The sequence below is a fragment of the Streptomyces cyslabdanicus genome, assembly GCF_052663305.1.
The window spans coordinates 146,883-161,161 of record NZ_JBQRUW010000007.1; the positions used below are offsets into that span (position 1 = coordinate 146,883).

The 14,279-nt window shown below is 70.0% G+C and carries 14 protein-coding genes, 1 tRNA gene and 2 pseudogenes; 6 read left to right on the plus strand and 11 right to left on the minus strand.

The features are described 5' to 3' along the window. Positions 1–83 precede the first annotated feature (83 nt). The 6 genes and pseudogenes from ACTYVM_RS04990 to ACTYVM_RS05015 form a co-directional block, all read right to left on the minus strand. Positions 84–860, minus strand: a complete 777-nt coding sequence (locus ACTYVM_RS04990; protein WP_445524729.1) for a class E sortase — start codon at positions 858–860, stop codon at positions 84–86. A gap of 14 nt (positions 861–874) precedes the next feature. Next, entirely contained in the window at positions 875–2,005 is a 1,131-nt protein-coding gene (locus tag ACTYVM_RS04995) for a class E sortase (protein ID WP_445524730.1), read from the minus strand. Then, positions 2,002–2,640 carry an aminodeoxychorismate/anthranilate synthase component II gene (locus ACTYVM_RS05000; RefSeq protein WP_445524731.1) on the minus strand — a complete coding sequence of 213 codons (639 nt, stop codon included), beginning with the start codon at positions 2,638–2,640 and terminating at the stop codon, positions 2,002–2,004. The genes ACTYVM_RS04995 and ACTYVM_RS05000 overlap by 4 nt, the downstream gene beginning before the upstream one ends. Beyond that, positions 2,637–2,845: pseudogene (locus ACTYVM_RS05005) on the minus strand (hypothetical protein). The gene ACTYVM_RS05000 and the pseudogene ACTYVM_RS05005 overlap by 4 nt, the downstream one beginning before the upstream one ends. Before the next feature lie 54 nt (positions 2,846–2,899). After that, positions 2,900–3,019 (minus strand): annotated as a pseudogene (locus ACTYVM_RS05010) (class E sortase); the annotation flags it as partial. A gap of 43 nt (positions 3,020–3,062) precedes the next feature. Further along, positions 3,063–3,839, minus strand: a complete 777-nt coding sequence (locus ACTYVM_RS05015) for a DUF881 domain-containing protein (protein WP_445524732.1) — start codon at positions 3,837–3,839, stop codon at positions 3,063–3,065. 140 nt (positions 3,840–3,979) lie between these two features. Here ACTYVM_RS05015 and crgA point away from each other — a divergent pair, with 140 nt between their 5' ends. Next, complete coding sequence (gene crgA, locus ACTYVM_RS05020; RefSeq protein WP_445524733.1) at positions 3,980–4,234, plus strand: cell division protein CrgA; 255 nt, start codon at positions 3,980–3,982, stop codon at positions 4,232–4,234. Between the two features lie 268 nt (positions 4,235–4,502). On the opposite strand, the gene ACTYVM_RS05025 is transcribed toward crgA, so the two are convergent. Together ACTYVM_RS05025 and ACTYVM_RS05030 are read right to left on the minus strand one after the other, a co-directional pair. Next, the gene (locus ACTYVM_RS05025) at positions 4,503–5,435 is read right to left on the minus strand and encodes a rhomboid family intramembrane serine protease (RefSeq protein ID WP_445524734.1); all 933 of its coding nucleotides are present in this window, start codon (positions 5,433–5,435) and stop codon (positions 4,503–4,505) included. A gap of 131 nt (positions 5,436–5,566) precedes the next feature. Continuing rightward, positions 5,567–6,100, minus strand: coding sequence for a peptidylprolyl isomerase (locus ACTYVM_RS05030; RefSeq protein ID WP_445524735.1), 534 nt, complete (start codon positions 6,098–6,100; stop codon positions 5,567–5,569). Positions 6,101–6,505: 405 nt separating this feature from the next. Between ACTYVM_RS05030 and ACTYVM_RS05035 the strand changes: the two genes are divergently transcribed. After that, positions 6,506–7,219, plus strand: coding sequence for a DUF5324 family protein (locus ACTYVM_RS05035; protein WP_445524736.1), 714 nt, complete (start codon positions 6,506–6,508; stop codon positions 7,217–7,219). A gap of 332 nt (positions 7,220–7,551) precedes the next feature. Further along, the gene (locus ACTYVM_RS05040; protein ID WP_445524737.1) at positions 7,552–9,171 is read left to right on the plus strand and encodes a hypothetical protein; all 1,620 of its coding nucleotides are present in this window, start codon (positions 7,552–7,554) and stop codon (positions 9,169–9,171) included. Positions 9,172–9,255: 84 nt separating this feature from the next. Here the strand turns inward: ACTYVM_RS05040 and ACTYVM_RS05045 are convergent. Then, positions 9,256–9,328 (minus strand) — tRNA-Ala (locus tag ACTYVM_RS05045). 182 nt (positions 9,329–9,510) lie between these two features. Between ACTYVM_RS05045 and ACTYVM_RS05050 the strand changes: the two genes are divergently transcribed. Then, positions 9,511–10,059 carry a helix-turn-helix domain-containing protein gene (locus ACTYVM_RS05050; RefSeq protein ID WP_400030425.1) on the plus strand — a complete coding sequence of 183 codons (549 nt, stop codon included), beginning with the start codon at positions 9,511–9,513 and terminating at the stop codon, positions 10,057–10,059. A 75-nt stretch (positions 10,060–10,134) separates the two neighbouring features. Continuing rightward, positions 10,135–11,811 (plus strand): serine/threonine protein kinase, encoded by a 1,677-nt coding sequence (locus ACTYVM_RS05055; RefSeq protein ID WP_445524738.1) that lies wholly within the window; start codon positions 10,135–10,137, stop codon positions 11,809–11,811. Positions 11,812–11,825: 14 nt separating this feature from the next. On the opposite strand, the gene ACTYVM_RS05060 is transcribed toward ACTYVM_RS05055, so the two are convergent. Both ACTYVM_RS05060 and ACTYVM_RS05065 read right to left on the minus strand, forming a co-directional pair. Next, positions 11,826–13,172 carry a hypothetical protein gene (locus tag ACTYVM_RS05060; RefSeq protein WP_445524739.1) on the minus strand — a complete coding sequence of 449 codons (1,347 nt, stop codon included), beginning with the start codon at positions 13,170–13,172 and terminating at the stop codon, positions 11,826–11,828. Between the two features lie 237 nt (positions 13,173–13,409). Beyond that, positions 13,410–13,538 (minus strand): DLW-39 family protein, encoded by a 129-nt coding sequence (locus ACTYVM_RS05065; RefSeq protein ID WP_003999697.1) that lies wholly within the window; start codon positions 13,536–13,538, stop codon positions 13,410–13,412. 338 nt (positions 13,539–13,876) lie between these two features. Here ACTYVM_RS05065 and ACTYVM_RS05070 point away from each other — a divergent pair, with 338 nt between their 5' ends. Next, the gene (locus tag ACTYVM_RS05070) at positions 13,877–14,245 is read left to right on the plus strand and encodes a DUF6344 domain-containing protein (RefSeq protein ID WP_445524740.1); all 369 of its coding nucleotides are present in this window, start codon (positions 13,877–13,879) and stop codon (positions 14,243–14,245) included. Positions 14,246–14,279: the final 34 nt, after the last annotated feature.

The following is a 14,279-nucleotide window of genomic DNA, read 5'->3' on the forward strand; positions in this document are numbered from 1 at the left end:
GCAAGAGGCCCGAAGTCGCAAAACCACGTTGCGGCTTCGGGCCTCCGCCGTGTTAGAGGACTGAGCTCCTTCAAGGCGCTCAGTCAGCCTCGCAGTTCCTCCGGCAACGTCCGCTTGCTGTCCACCTTCTCCACCCGGACCAGTTCCCCCCACACCACGTACCGGTACCGCGAGGTATAGACCGGCGTGCACGTCGTCAGGGTGATGTAGTGTCCCGGCTTCTTGACCCCCGACTCCTTGGGGACCGAGGACAGGACCTGGACGTTGTACTTGGAGGTCTCGGGGAGGATGTCGAAGACCTTGTAGACGTACCACGTGTCCTTGGTCTCGAAGACGACCGGATCACCCACGTGCACCTTGTCGATGTTGTGGAACTTCGCGCCGTGACCGTCCCGGTGGGCGGCGAGGGTGAAGTTGCCGGTCTTGCCGGACGTCGGCAGGGTCGCCTTGGCCGGGTCCGTGTAGTAGCCGGCCACCCCGCCGTTCAGCACCTCCGACGACGTGCCCTTCTTGACCAGGACCTCGCCGTTGTGCATGGACGGCACGTGCAGGAAGCCGATGCCGTCCTTGGTGTCCAGCGCTCCGGGACCGCCGGGCGCGGACTGCGCCCAGTCGTCGCGGACGTGGTCGCCCTCCCGGTCGGCCTTGCGGTCCGCCAGGACGTTCGTCCACCACAGGGAGTAGACGACGAACAGGCCCAGGACCAGACCCACCGTGATGAGGAGTTCGCCGAAGACGCTGACGGCGAGGGCCAGCGGGCCCGTACCCCGGCGGCGCCGGGCACGACCGGCACCCGGCCTGTCACCGTGCCCTTCGCGGCCGTCCGTGTGCTCTGCCGTGTCGTCCGTGGTCGCTGCCACTGTTCATCCGCCCTTTAACTGACGAGCGCATCCGGCTTGCCCTTGCTGCGCGGCCGTTCCTCGACCATCTTGCCCCAGACGATCATCCGGTACGTGCTGGTGAACTCCGGGGTGCAGGTGGTCAGCGTGATGTAGCGGCCGGGCCCGGTGAAGCCCGATCCCTTCGGTACGGGATCGAGGACGCTGATGTTGGCCGGTGAGGTCACCGGCAGTATCGACGCCATCTTGTACACGAAGTACGTGTCCTGCGTCTCCACGACGATCGCGTCGCCCGGCGAGAGCTTGTTGATGTACCGGAAGGGCTCACCGTGCGTGTTGCGGTGGCCGGCGAGCCCGAAGTTGCCCGTCTTCGCGTCCGGCATCGCGGTGTTCAGGTCGCCCTGCCCGTAGTGCCCGACCATGCCCTTGTCCAGCACCTTCGCCTTGCTGGTGCCCTCTGCGATGGGGACCACCACGTCCAGCTTCGGGATGTGCAGGAGCGCGAAGCCCTGCCCCGGCTCGAACGTCCCCGGGTTGCGTTTGCCACTCGCCCAGTCGTCCTGCAGCTGGTGCGCCTCACTGCCCGCCTGCGCGTGCGCCCGGACGTTCGTCCACCACAACTGGTAGGTGACGAAGAGCAGCATCACCACACCGGTGGTGATGAACAACTCGCCGACGACCCGGCTGGCGATCACGGCCGGGCTCGCCCTGCGTGCCCGCGCCTGCCGTCGGGCCTCCACGCGGGACAGCGGCGCGGACGGACCGTCTTCCGGGCTGTCCTCCTCCGACAGCGGGGCCGCCGCGGCCCCACGACGGCCGTGACGGCGCCTGGCGGCCTTTCTGCGGGCCGCGCGCCCACCCGGTGGAGGTGCAGGGGCCCGCACGGCGGAAGAGGCGCCAGGCGGCGGATCCGGGATCCGCAGCGCCATGGTCTCGTCGTCGATCCGCAACGCCATGGTCTCGTCGTCGACCGGAGGCAGGTACGCCGTCGCGTCGCCCGAGGGCCCGTACGACACCCCCGCCCCGCTCTGCTGAGGCGCCGCGTACGGGTCCTGGGGCACGTCCCGCGCCCCGGTGACGTACCACTCCTCGAGCGCGTCCGGCCCCTCGTACGACTGCTGCCCGTACGAGGTGTCCGTCTCGCGCTCGGGGCGCAGCGCGGTCACGCCGTGGCCCTGCCCACCACCGGGGCGAGCCCCGCCGACCTCGCCACGGCCTCCTTGTCGCCGCACTCCGCCAGCCAGTTGGCCAGCATCCGGTGCCCGTGCTCGGTCAGCACCGACTCCGGATGGAACTGCACGCCCTCGACGGGAAGTTCACGGTGCCGCAGCCCCATGATGATGCCGTCGCGCGTGCGCGCCGTGACCACCAGCTCGTCCGGCACGGTCGCCGGTTCGGCGGCCAGGGAGTGGTAGCGGGTCGCCGTGAAGGGGGAGGGCAGGCCGGCGAAGACGCCCGTGCCCTCGTGCTCCACCAGCGAGGTCTTGCCGTGCAGCAGCTCGGGCGCGCGGTCCACCACACCGCCGTAGGCCACCTGCATCGACTGCATGCCCAGGCACACGCCGAAGACGGGAACACCGGTCGCGGCGCAGTGCCGGACCATCTCCACGCAGACACCGGCCTGCTCGGGCGTGCCCGGCCCGGGCGACAGCAGCACGCCGTCGAAACCGTCCTGCGCGTGCGCCGTCGACACCTCGTCGTTGCGCAGCACCTCGCACTCGGCCCCCAGCTGGTACAGGTACTGGACCAGGTTGAAGACGAAGCTGTCGTAGTTGTCGACGACGAGAATCCGCGCACTCACTGGTTGTCCACCGTCACATCGTTGAAGGGAAGCAGCGGTTCGGCCCACGGAAAAACGTACTGGAACAGGGCGTAGACCACGGCCAGGACCAACATCAGTGAGATCAGGGCCTTCACCCACGCGTTCCCGGGCAGATGCCGCCAGATCCAGCCGTACATGCCGTCCCTTTCGTCTCCCACGGCACCAGACTCACGCCGTACGCCACCAGACTAACGGCGCGACGCCCGAGGTTTCCCAACCTCCGCGAGCTGTGCGGAAACCGTGTGCGCCCGGACGTACGTGGCACAGCGTCGATCAGCTCAACGACCGCGAAGACGGTTTTGTACTGCCCTTTGTCGATCCGATACGCGAACCAGGTGGTTCCGTTCACCAGTACGACACCGGAGCGCCCTCACCGGAGTGCCGGCCCCCGGCGGCCGCGCCTACCGCACGGGCTTCGCGTAGTGCAGGTCCACGGTGCCGGAGTAGCCGGGCAGGGTCACCGTTCCGTCGTCGGTGACCTTCCAGCCGAGGCCGTAGACGTTGACGTACACCATGTAGTTCTGGATCGCCGGGGAGTCCGCGAGCGCCTTCTGGAGCTTTCCCGGATCGCCGACCGCAGTGATCTTGTAGGGCGGTGAGTAGACGCGGCCCTGGAGGATCAGCGTGTTGCCCACGCAGCGCACGGCGCTGGTGGAGATCAGCCGCTGGTCCATCACCTTGATGCCCTGGGCTCCGCCGTTCCACAGCGCGTTGACCACGGCCTGGAGGTCCTGCTGGTGGATCACCAGGTAGTCGGGCTGCGGCTCGGGGTAGCCGGGGAGCTTCGCGGTGGCGTCGGGCGGGGCGTCGTTGAGCGTGACCGTGATCGCCCGGCCGGTGAGCTTGCGGGTGCCCGCGCTCTTCTCCACGCCGGTCAGCCCGCCGTCCTGGGGCTTGCCGTCGTCGTCGAGCGCGGCGAGGGACTCGATGTTGTCGCGCAGGGCGGCGTTGGACTCGTCGAGTTCCTTGTTCTTCCGGCTGCGCTCCTGGACGAGGTCGGACAGCTTCAGGAGGGACGTGTCCGTGCGGATGTTGGTGCCCTTGGCCGTGTTGAAACTGGTGAAGAAGATCAACCCGGCGAGGGCGAAGACGGCCACGGTCATGATCCGCACGGGCCTCGGGCGGCGCGTGCGGGCCGGGCCGGCACCCGTCCCCGGGAAGTCGGCAGAATTGCTCAACGTACCCTTATCTCCTTCGGCGCCGCGGAAGCACTACGCTAACGGACGTCCGGGGGAGTGCTCAGTGTGCCCTTGTACGCTGCTCCGGAGCCAGCCCAGTTCCCTGCGCGGCCACCAGCGCATCGACAGGAGAGACCCTCGTGCCGAAGTCACGTATCCGCAAGAAGGCCGACTACACGCCGCCGTCCGCCAAGCAGGCCGCGAGCATCAAGCTCGAGGGCCGCGGCTGGGTGGCGCCCGTCATGCTGGCGCTGTTCCTCATCGGCCTGGCCTGGATCGTCGTCTTCTATGTGACCGACGGCTCACTGCCCATCCATGCCATCGGCAACGCGAACATCGTCGTCGGCTTCGGCTTCATCGCCGCCGGATTCGCCGTCTCCACGCAGTGGAAGTGACGTTGTCCTCCCGGTGAACACAGCTCTGCCCACGGCTATCCGCTGAGTTATCCACAGGCCGGAAGAATTTCCACATACAGCCTGGGGAAAACGCTGATGATCTGTGGATAACCCGCCTGTCGTTGACACCGGTACGACTGTCACACCGCTCACTCAGAGTGCGTGTGCCCCCTGCCTGACCTGCAACAACGCAGGTCAGCGGCAGGGGGCACACTTGTTCCCGCACGCTATGCACAAGATCAACGACTGCTGTGGACAACGGGCGCTCTCAGGTGAGCTGAACCGTTCTGATCAGCGTCAACACGATGACGACCACCAGCACCAGCGCACAGGTGCCGTACTGCACCAGGGCCCGCCGCTCGCGCGGGGCGTGCACCATGGCGTACCCCACCACCACGCCGGCGACCAGACCGCCGATGTGCGCCTGCCAGGCGATGTTGCCCCAGCCGAAGGTGATGATCAGGTTGATCACCAGCAGAACGATGATCGGCCGCATGTCGTAGTTGAGCCGGCGCATCAGCACGGCGGTGGCGCCGAACAGGCCGAAGATGGCGCCGGAGGCGCCGAGCGAAGGCTGGTTGGGCGCGGCGATCAGATAGGTGAGCGCGCTGCCGGCGAGCCCGGCCGTGAAGTAGAGCGCGAGATAGCGGGCGCGGCCGAGAGCCGCCTCGAGCGGGCCGCCGACCCACCACAGGCTGAGCATGTTGAACAGGATGTGGACGTAGCTGCCGTGCAGAAACATCGCGGTGAGCATCCGGTACCACTGGCCGTCCGCGACCCCTTCGAAGGAGCCCAGCGAGGGGACGTAGGCCCAGCCGATGAGGTCGAACCGATCGGTGAACCGGTCTCCGACGGAGAGCTGGACCAGGAAAAAGGCGAGGTTGAGGCCGATCAGCACCTTGGTGAGCAGCCGGGGGTCGGCGGTGACCGAACCGCCGGCCAGCGTGCGGGGCCGGTTCGCGGCGGGCGAGTGGCCGGTGCCGGAGCCGCCGCGGACGCAGTCCGGGCACTGGAAGCCGACGGAGGCGTCGACCATGCAATCGGGGCAGATCGCCCGGTCGCAGCGGGCGCAGCGGATGCCGGTCTCGCGGCCCGGATGGCGGTAGCAACTGGGCAGGCGGTGGGCGTCCGGCGGGCCCTGGTCCGCCGGGCCCTGGTCCGCCGGGTCCTGGCCCGTCGGGCTGCCTGGTGCCTGGTCCATGGGGTTCCCCTCGATTCGTCCTGCGCGGAGCACGGCTGCCGTTGCCCGTGGGCAATGCACCGCCCCGCTCATCCTTACGGACAAGCGGGGCGTTTGGTTCCCTCGGGGAGCCGTCGCGACGAGCCCTGCACTCAGCCTTCGCGGGTCTCGACGACGACCGACTCGATGACGACATCCTTGACCGGGCGGTCGGTGCGCGGGTTGGTCTGCGCGGTCGCGATGGAGTCGACGACCTTCTGGCTGGCCGGGTCGGTGACCTCGCCGAAGATGGTGTGCTTGCGGTTCAGCCAGGACGTCGCGCCGACGGTGATGAAGAACTGCGAGCCGTTGGTGCCCGGGCCCGCGTTGGCCATCGCCAGCAGGTAGGGCTTGTCGAAGGCGAGGTCCGGGTGGAACTCGTCCTTGAACTGGTAGCCGGGACCGCCGGTGCCGTTGCCCAGCGGGTCACCGCCCTGGATCATGAAACCACTGATCACCCGGTGGAAGACCGTGCCGTCGTAGAGCTTCGCCGTGGACTTCTCGCCGGTGGCGGGGTGGGTCCACTCACGCTCGCCCTTGGCGAGTTCGACAAAGTTCCGGACCGTCTCGGGGGCGTGGTTCGGCAGGAGCCGGACCTCGATGTCGCCGTGGTTGGTCTTCAGGGTGGCGTAAAGCTGCTCAGCCACGATCTGCCTTCCGTTGTCTTCCTGTGACGCCCCGATCCTCGCACGGCCCGCGCCGTGCGTCGCCCGACGGTCGCCTCCAAGGGGGGATCCGCCGGATTCGGCTGCGGAAAACCGGGCGGGTCCTCCCGGTCGGGAGCGCGACGCGGCGATCCGTGGCATTGTCGACGAAAAGCTCCTGTTGCTCCGTATTCACCCCTATTCATTCCCTGGCGCGCGTGATCGTTCATCCCCTGTCGCACGTGATCGTCCCCCGGCGGTCCCGATGTGCGGGGCCACCGCGGTGACCGTGGTCGTCGCCCGTGACCCGGATGCCCGTTCGCACATGCCGCCGGGCCCGTTGGCAGGCATGATCCGTAAAAGGGTGGAAAGTCGAATTACCGTACGCCACCGAGGAGGAGGAAACCCGTGACCCGCATCAACAGCGTGCGCGCCGCGACCGGCTCGGCGAGGGACAGCGTGCTGCACGCCGCGGAAGTGGTGGCGCCCTACGCCGACACGGCCAGGGAAAGGGCCGCGCACTACGCACAAGAGACACGCGTACGGCTCGCGCCGAAGGTGACGCTGGCCGCCGACCAGGCCCGCGTCCAGTACGGCGCCTATGTCGCCCCCCGGCTGGAGCAGGCCCGTACGCAGGCCAAGGCCCATGTGCCGCCGAAGGTCGACCGGGCCGCCCAGCTGGCCGCCTGCCGGACGCGCAAGGCCGCCCGGCAGGCCGCCGAGTACTCCCGGCCGCGGATCGAGCAGGCGATGGCCGTGGCGGCGCCGGTCGCGGACGAGGCCGCCGCGCGCGGTGCCGCCGCGCTGGTCGCGCTGCGCGGTCAGGTGCCGGCCCGGAAGATCCAGAAGCTGGCGCGCGCCCAGGCGCGGCGGGCCCGGACCGGGCGCGCCATGAAGCTGCTCGCGCTGGGGGGCGCGCTCGCCGGTGGTGTCTTCGCCGCCTGGAAGTGGTGGGACAAGCAGGCCAACCCGGACTGGCTGGTGGAACCGCCGGCCGCGACGGAGGTGCCCGAATCGGGCCGGCTGACGTCCGTGGACGGCACCGGCCAGTCCGTGCTGGACCCCGAGGTCCAGGCGAGGCAGACCGAGGACGAGACGACGGACCGCGACGACCAGGGCTGACCGCCGGCAGCGGAGACGCCGGAAGCGGAAGAGCCAGAACCTGAAAGACCAGAACCTGAAGAACCAGAACCGAAAGAGCCCGCCTGACCGGTGTCCGCACCGGTCGGGCGGGCTCTTTCGGCGTGCGACACGTCGGGCGGCGGCGCACATGCACCCGGAGACGGCTTCTGCCGGGCTCACCGCGGCTACTGGGCCCCTCCGCCGGTTTGGGCCCTGGTATGGGCCTGTGAGCCCTGTCCTTGGGCCCAGGTGTGGTCGTTACGGTTCGGTCCCCGGCGGGTGTACGGCCGGCCCCCGGTGACCCGATCGAGCAAGCCACGACGAGGTGACGCGTGAGACGCAGCGACCGAATACGCCGAGGCGTACGCACGAGCACGGGGCAGACGGCGGTCGAGTACCTGGGAATGCTGGGGCTCGTCACGCTCGTGGTCGGCGCGATCGTCGGCACCGTCATCGGGGGCGACATCTCCAGCTCCGCACACCGGCAGATCTGCCGGGTCGTGGAGGTGGCGGGCGCCGGCGACTGCGGTGACGACAACGATGTCAGCGGTGCCGGGGGGCGGTCCGATCCCGGCGAACCCGGCAAGCCCGCCGCCGCCCCCGGCACCGAGACCGGCGGGCCCGACGGCGCATCCCCTGGCACGCCGGACGACAGCGACACGTCCGACGACGGCAAGGGAAACGCGCTTCCCGATCTGTGCTTCGAGCCGCGGGAACGGGCATCGAAGTCGTCGATCTCCGTTCCGGGCAACGGCCCCGTCAGCACGGCGGCCGCCTGGGGGTACTCCTGGCTGGTCAACTTCGTCATCGACAAGGTCAACAACGAGAAGAACAAGGAGAAGCGGGTCCAGGAGGCGCTTGCCGACCTCGCCTACTGCCTCCCTGACTACAACATCGTCATCGCGCAGCCGCACGAGGGCAATCTGCAGCAGATGGACGGTGCGGCGCTGATCGAGACCGTCAGCATCAGCGGCACGACGTACCGCGTGTACGCGTTCAAGACCGGCAAGTTCACCTGGGCGGACGACGCCGACCTCGGCTGGAAGAACCGCGCGTTCCGCGGCGTGTTCGACGTCAGCGAGGACCGCCGCACCGTCACGTTCGAAGAGCCGCCCCGCCCCAGGCGGAAGGAGGGCTGGAAGCCCGGCGACGAGGGGTGCGAGATCGAGGGGGAGGAACTGCCCGACCGGAGCCGCTACTACAACACGTACTCCCCGCTGGACAACGAGGCGTCGGCCCAGGCGGTCCGGATGCTCGTGAACGACATGCGCCGCTGCTTCCCCGACTACAACGTGGTCGCGATGCATTCGGAGCAGTCGTCGCACTGGGTCGAGCAGCCGGATTCGTTCGTCCATCACGGCAGATACCGGCTGAACTCCAACGAATACCACGATGACGACAACGGGGACGACATCGACTCCGGCCGGGCCGTGTTCGATGTGTACGTCTTCGACAAGGGCACGTTCCGGAACGACGGCGACGGCGGCTACACCAACTGGGCCTTCTACGGCGACTTCACCCGCGACGGGCCGGAGGTGACCTTCGAGCAGCCGGAACCCGCCGACCTGGACGCCGATTCCATCCCCACCAAGGCGGGCACGGTCAACTTCAACGACGGGACGCCGAAGTACACGGACGGCGGGCCGTACCCCGGTACCGACTACTCCGGCGCTGTACCGCGCGACGACGCCGAGCTGATCCATTCGCTGATCGACGAGTACAGCCGCAGCTTCCCCGACACGAACATCATCGCGGTGAAGTCGTTCAACGACCTCTCCTTCTCCGGAGTGTCCGGCCTCGAGCACCTGGCGGTGGTGCACGGCGTCGACGTGTTCTCCATCGACGAGGGAGCCATCACCAACAACGGGGACGGCGGCTGGCAGAACTGGGGCTTCGCCGGCACCTTCGAACGCGCCGACGGCTCGAAGGACGTGGCCTTCAGCCACCCGTGAGGGCGGTGCGAGCAGATCATCGGGGAGTCGGAAACCAAAGACCCCTCCAACCACGTTTCCGCAGGTCAGAGGGGTCTGAAGAAGTGGAGCCTAGGGGAGTCGAACCCCTGACATCTGCCATGCAAAGACAGCGCTCTACCAACTGAGCTAAGGCCCCGGACGGGAGCATCCGCCCGGAAGAACCGTCCACCGGTCGGGTGCCGCAGACCAGAGTACCGGGTCACCCCCCGGATCTCGCAAAAGGATTGGGGCTCCCCGCGACCGACCACTCTCCGTAAGATGCTCCGCGTGGTTCGCTACAGCGAACCACGGTACTTGGGGAAGCGATGGGGAGACGCAATGGACGCCGCACAGCAGGAAGCCACCGCAAGAGCGCGGGAACTGCAGCGGAACTGGTACGGGGAGCCGTTGGGGGCGCTCTTCCGCAAGCTCATAGATGACCTCGGGCTCAACCAGGCCCGGCTGGCGGGCGTGCTGGGACTGTCCGCCCCGATGCTGTCGCAGCTGATGAGCGGCCAGCGCGCGAAGATCGGCAACCCCGCGGTGGTCCAGCGGGTGCAGCTGCTCCAGGAGCTGGCGGCCCAGGTGGCGGACGGCAGCGTCAGCGCGGCCGAGGCGACCGAGCGCATGGACGAGATCAAGCGGTCGCAGGGCGGCTCGGTGCTCAGCAACACCACGCAGACGTCGAGCGCTTCAGGGGCGCCGACGGTCAAGCGGGTGGTCCGCGAGATCCAGTCGCTGCTCCGCTCGGTCGCGGCGGCCGGCGACATCATCGAGGCCGCGAACACCCTCGCCCCGACCCACCCCGAGCTGGCGGAGTTCCTTCGGGTGTACGGCGCGGGCCGCACCTCGGACGCGGTCGCGCACTACCAGTCCCACCAGAACTGACGCCCCGGGGAGTCGTATCGCGCGTCGAGGGGGATACGAGGGGGACAGCCGCAGGGGGAGGAGCGTCGCACAGCCATGGGTGAGGTCTTCGCCGGCCGGTACGAGCTGGCCGACCCGGTCGGGCGTGGGGGAGTCGGCGCGGTCTGGCGGGCCTGGGACCACCGCCGCCGCCGGTACGTGGCCGCCAAGGTCCTTCAGCAGCGCGACGCGCACTCCCTGCTGCGCTTCGTGCGGGAGCAGGCGCTGCGGATCGATCACCCCCATGTGCTCGCACCGGCCAGCTGGGCCGCTGACGACGACAAGGTCCTGTTCACCATGGATCTGGTGGCCGGCGGTTCCCTGGTCCACCTGGTCGGGGACTACGGCCCGCTGCCCCCGGCGTTCGTCTGCACCCTGCTCGACCAGCTGCTGTCGGGGCTCGCCGCGGTGCACGCGGAGGGGGTCGTGCACCGCGACATCAAGCCCGCCAACATCCTGCTGGAGGCCACTGGGACCGGCCGGCCCAGACTGCGGGTGTCGGACTTCGGCATCGCGATGCGGCTGGGCGAACCGCGGCTGACGGAGACCAACCTGGTGGTGGGAACCCCGGGTTACCTCGCTCCCGAGCAGATGATGGGCGCCGAACCCGACTTCCCCGCCGATCTGTTCGCCACCGGCCTGGTCGCCCTCTATCTCCTCCAGGGGGCCAAGCCGGACGCCAGGGCACTCGTGGAGTACTTCGCGGAGCACGGAACGCCCGGTGCGCCCAAGGAGGTCCCCGAGCCGCTGTGGCAGGTCGTGGCCACCCTGCTGCAACCCGATCCGCAGGCCAGGTTCCGTACCGCGACGGGTGTGCGCAAGGCCCTCGCCGCGTGCGCCGAGCTGCTGCCGGAACCGGGCCCCGAGGACGAGCTGGTCGAGATCTTCGACCAACTCGGTCCGCTGCCCCCGGGGTTCGGACCCGAGGGGCCGCTCATCCGGAGCCCTGGGGTGACGGTCGGGCATCCGGGGGCATCCGCCCCCGCCGGTTCGGCCATCGGATCTGTGCTTCCAGACACCGGTGCGGCCGCTTCCGACACCGGCTTCGTGGCTTCCGACACCCACTCCGCGCCTTCCGACACCCACTCCGCGCCTTCCCGTACCGATACCGCCTCCGGCACGGGTACCGGGAGCGTGCCGGATCCTCGTCTCGATCCACGGGAAGGGACCGGGGCTACGCCGGGGACGGACGGCAGCGGCCTGTCGCCCGGACCACCCCAGCCCTCCACCATGTCGGACACAGGCAGCTTCCCCCTGCCGCCGCCCCGGACCGCCGCCCCGCAGCGGGAAGCCCCACCGCACCAGGCCACTCCCCCGCAGGCCGCTCCACCCCCTGCCGTGCCCCCGCGGGCCGTCCCCCCGCCACCTGCCGGCCCGCCCTCCGGCCCCATGCCGTGCGAACCCGCGGTCCACCCCGCGCCTCAACCCCCGGTCCAACCCGTGGCCCAGCCCTCGGTCCAGCCCGCGATCCAGCCCTCGGTCCACGTCTCCCCTCACGACCCCACCCATGTGCTGTCCTCCCCCGTTCCGCGGCAGCGTGCTGATGCCTCTACTGCTTCGTACACCGCCCAGGCCCCGCAGGTTCCCGTTCCGGCGCGGGGAATCTCGCGCCACCGCGCCGGACGTCGTCGCCGCCCCCGCCGCCCCGGCCCGCCCGCGAAGGTGGCGATCCCGCTGCTGCTCCTCGCTCTGGCCTGCTACGCCGTCGGCTTCTGGGCGCTGAGCCGTCTGTGAGTCCCGCCGCCGCGCTACAGGGCTTCCGCCCCGCGCCGGGCGCGCACGGCCCACACCCCGAGAACGGCCAGCAGGACCGTTCCCGTGCCGATCCCGCCGACGGCGAGCGCCCGGAGCGCGACGACCCCGTCCGCCGCCCCGGCCGGGGTCGCCGCGGCCCGGTCGTGGGCGGTGACCTCGAAGATCCGGCCGGGTTCGGACCGGCCCGCGTAGTCCGGCCCCGGCTGTGGCGTGCCGTCCACCCGCACCCGCAGGGTCAGGCCGTAGGGCCCCTCGCCGAAGGAGTCGGCGGTCTGCGAGGCGAGGTGCACGACCAGGTAGTGGAGACCGGCGAACCGCATCCCCTTGACCTGCTCGGCGAAGCCGTGGCGGTTGGCGTGGGCGACGGGCGGCACGGGGCCGAGGGTGGTGGACGTCTGCCGGCCGGTGTAGCCGGCGTACGCCTCCTCGACGTGTCCGCGCACCGGGTTGTAGAGCGACAGGGTCAGCGCGCCACTGACATAGCCGCTGCCGCCGCTGGAACTGCCCAGCTCGACGGTGGCGTTCGGCTGCTGCCCCCAGTCGACCGGGACCTTGTAGAAGAGCGTCTGGCCGGGCCGGATCCGGGTCCGCCACACGCCTTGCCCGACCGTGCTCGCCGTGGCGAACCCGGCGCCGCCGGCCCGTTCGACCGCCTGACCGGTGACCGGCTCGGGTGAGGCGGAGTTCCACGACTCGGGCGCGCTCGTGGCCCCGGTGCCGTTCAGGGGCGGCTCCGAGACGACGGCGAGTTCCAGGGGCCAGGTACCGGACGAGGACGCCCTGGCGCCGACGCGTTCGACGAGCACGTAGTACACCCCGGCGCCCTGGCACAGGGTGCGGCCCGAGGAGACCTCGCGCGTGCCCCACGCGGCGATGGGGTGCGCACTGCGGCTCGGGCCGAAGCGAGCGGCCTGCGAGGAGCAGGGGGTGCCCTGGGCGTCCTGCACCGAGATCCTCAGGCCGTCGGTGGCGGCGACCGCGGTGCCGGCGGCGGGTACGGCCGTGGCGGAGACGTACGTGGTGGAGGTGGCGTCGAGGTCGAGGCGGTAGGAGAACTTTCCGCTGCCCGGCAGGGAACTCCGGTAGGCGTGGCCGGGATCGAGGCGTTCGGCGTCCGTGGTGCTCGTGGCCCCGGCGACGGACCTGGCGCCGTCGGTGAAGGCGTACGGGCCCGGTTCACCGGCCGCGAACGCGCTCGGCCCCGGGACGGCCGCCGCGAGGCACAGCGCCGCCGCTGCCACGACCAGGCGCCCGGCGAGGTGGTACGAGGGGTGCCGGCCGCGGCGGTCACGCCGGGGCCTCCCTGGCCGCTCCTGCCCTCCCGCACCGCGCCGAACCATGCCGCGCCACCCCTCGCGTTCCGTCGCTTCGGACGTCGCCCATCCTGCCCCGCGGGCCGCTACGCCATCCGCCCGTCCCCCGGGCACATGCGAAGCACCGGCCTCAGGAAGCGACCCCTACCCCAGTCCCCACGGGCGCGCAACACAAGAGCCCGGCCCACCCGGCCCAGGGGGACCACAACACAAAACCCCGACCGCTACGGCGGTCGGGGCCTGCTCAGTTCGGGATGTCGGTGCTCACGAACCCGTGGGCACGGAGTCAGTCGCCTCCGTCCACAGATCCTGCTCGGCGCGATCCGCCTGGATCTGGCGGTACACGAGGAGCCCGCCGATGGCGGCCAGTGCGACCAGGAGAAGCTTCTTCACCGCGCGACCTCGTCTTTCCTTGACGTAGGGGACCTCTGGCGCCCGACTATACACACCGGCCGATACCGATCGGTGACCTGCGTCCGGCTGTCAACTGCCGTGCGCGTGAGCGCTTTAGACGCGGACGAAAGCGCTCCGATCGGAGGGTGATCGCGCCCGCACGGACGGTGACTTTGGTCGCCCTCCTCCCAGCTTCGCACCATTTCACCGCTCATGCGCCCATCCGAGTGGTGTTCATCCGAAGATCGCTGTGCCACGGGCGTCGGTCCACCACTTCACGGTCCTCATACACATGATGAGCAAAGTACGCAAATCGCCCAACCCGAAAGTGAGGGGCCATGGACCAGCACAAGCTCATGAAGCTGTGGACCGCCATCGTCACCGCCTTCCTCGCGCTCTGCACGGCGCTCGGACTCATCACCACGACCGCCGCCTCCGCGGCCGCGGCCGCACCGCAGCCCAAGACGGCGCCCAAGACGGCGTCCAAGCGCACCGCACCGGTACCGGCACAGACGACGTCATCCGTGTCCAAGCCCCCTACACGGTCCCTGCCCCCCACGATGAAACAGCGCATCCGCGCCGAGGCCCACGGAAGGACCCCCGGCTGCCGACACCGCCCGCCGACCGACGCCTTCTCCCTCGCCGCCGAACCCCGAGGCATCCCGGTCGAACCGCCGGCCCGCCCGACCATCCCCCTCCAGCGCTGACAGGGCCGCACCGGCCGCGCCGGTGCCACCGGCA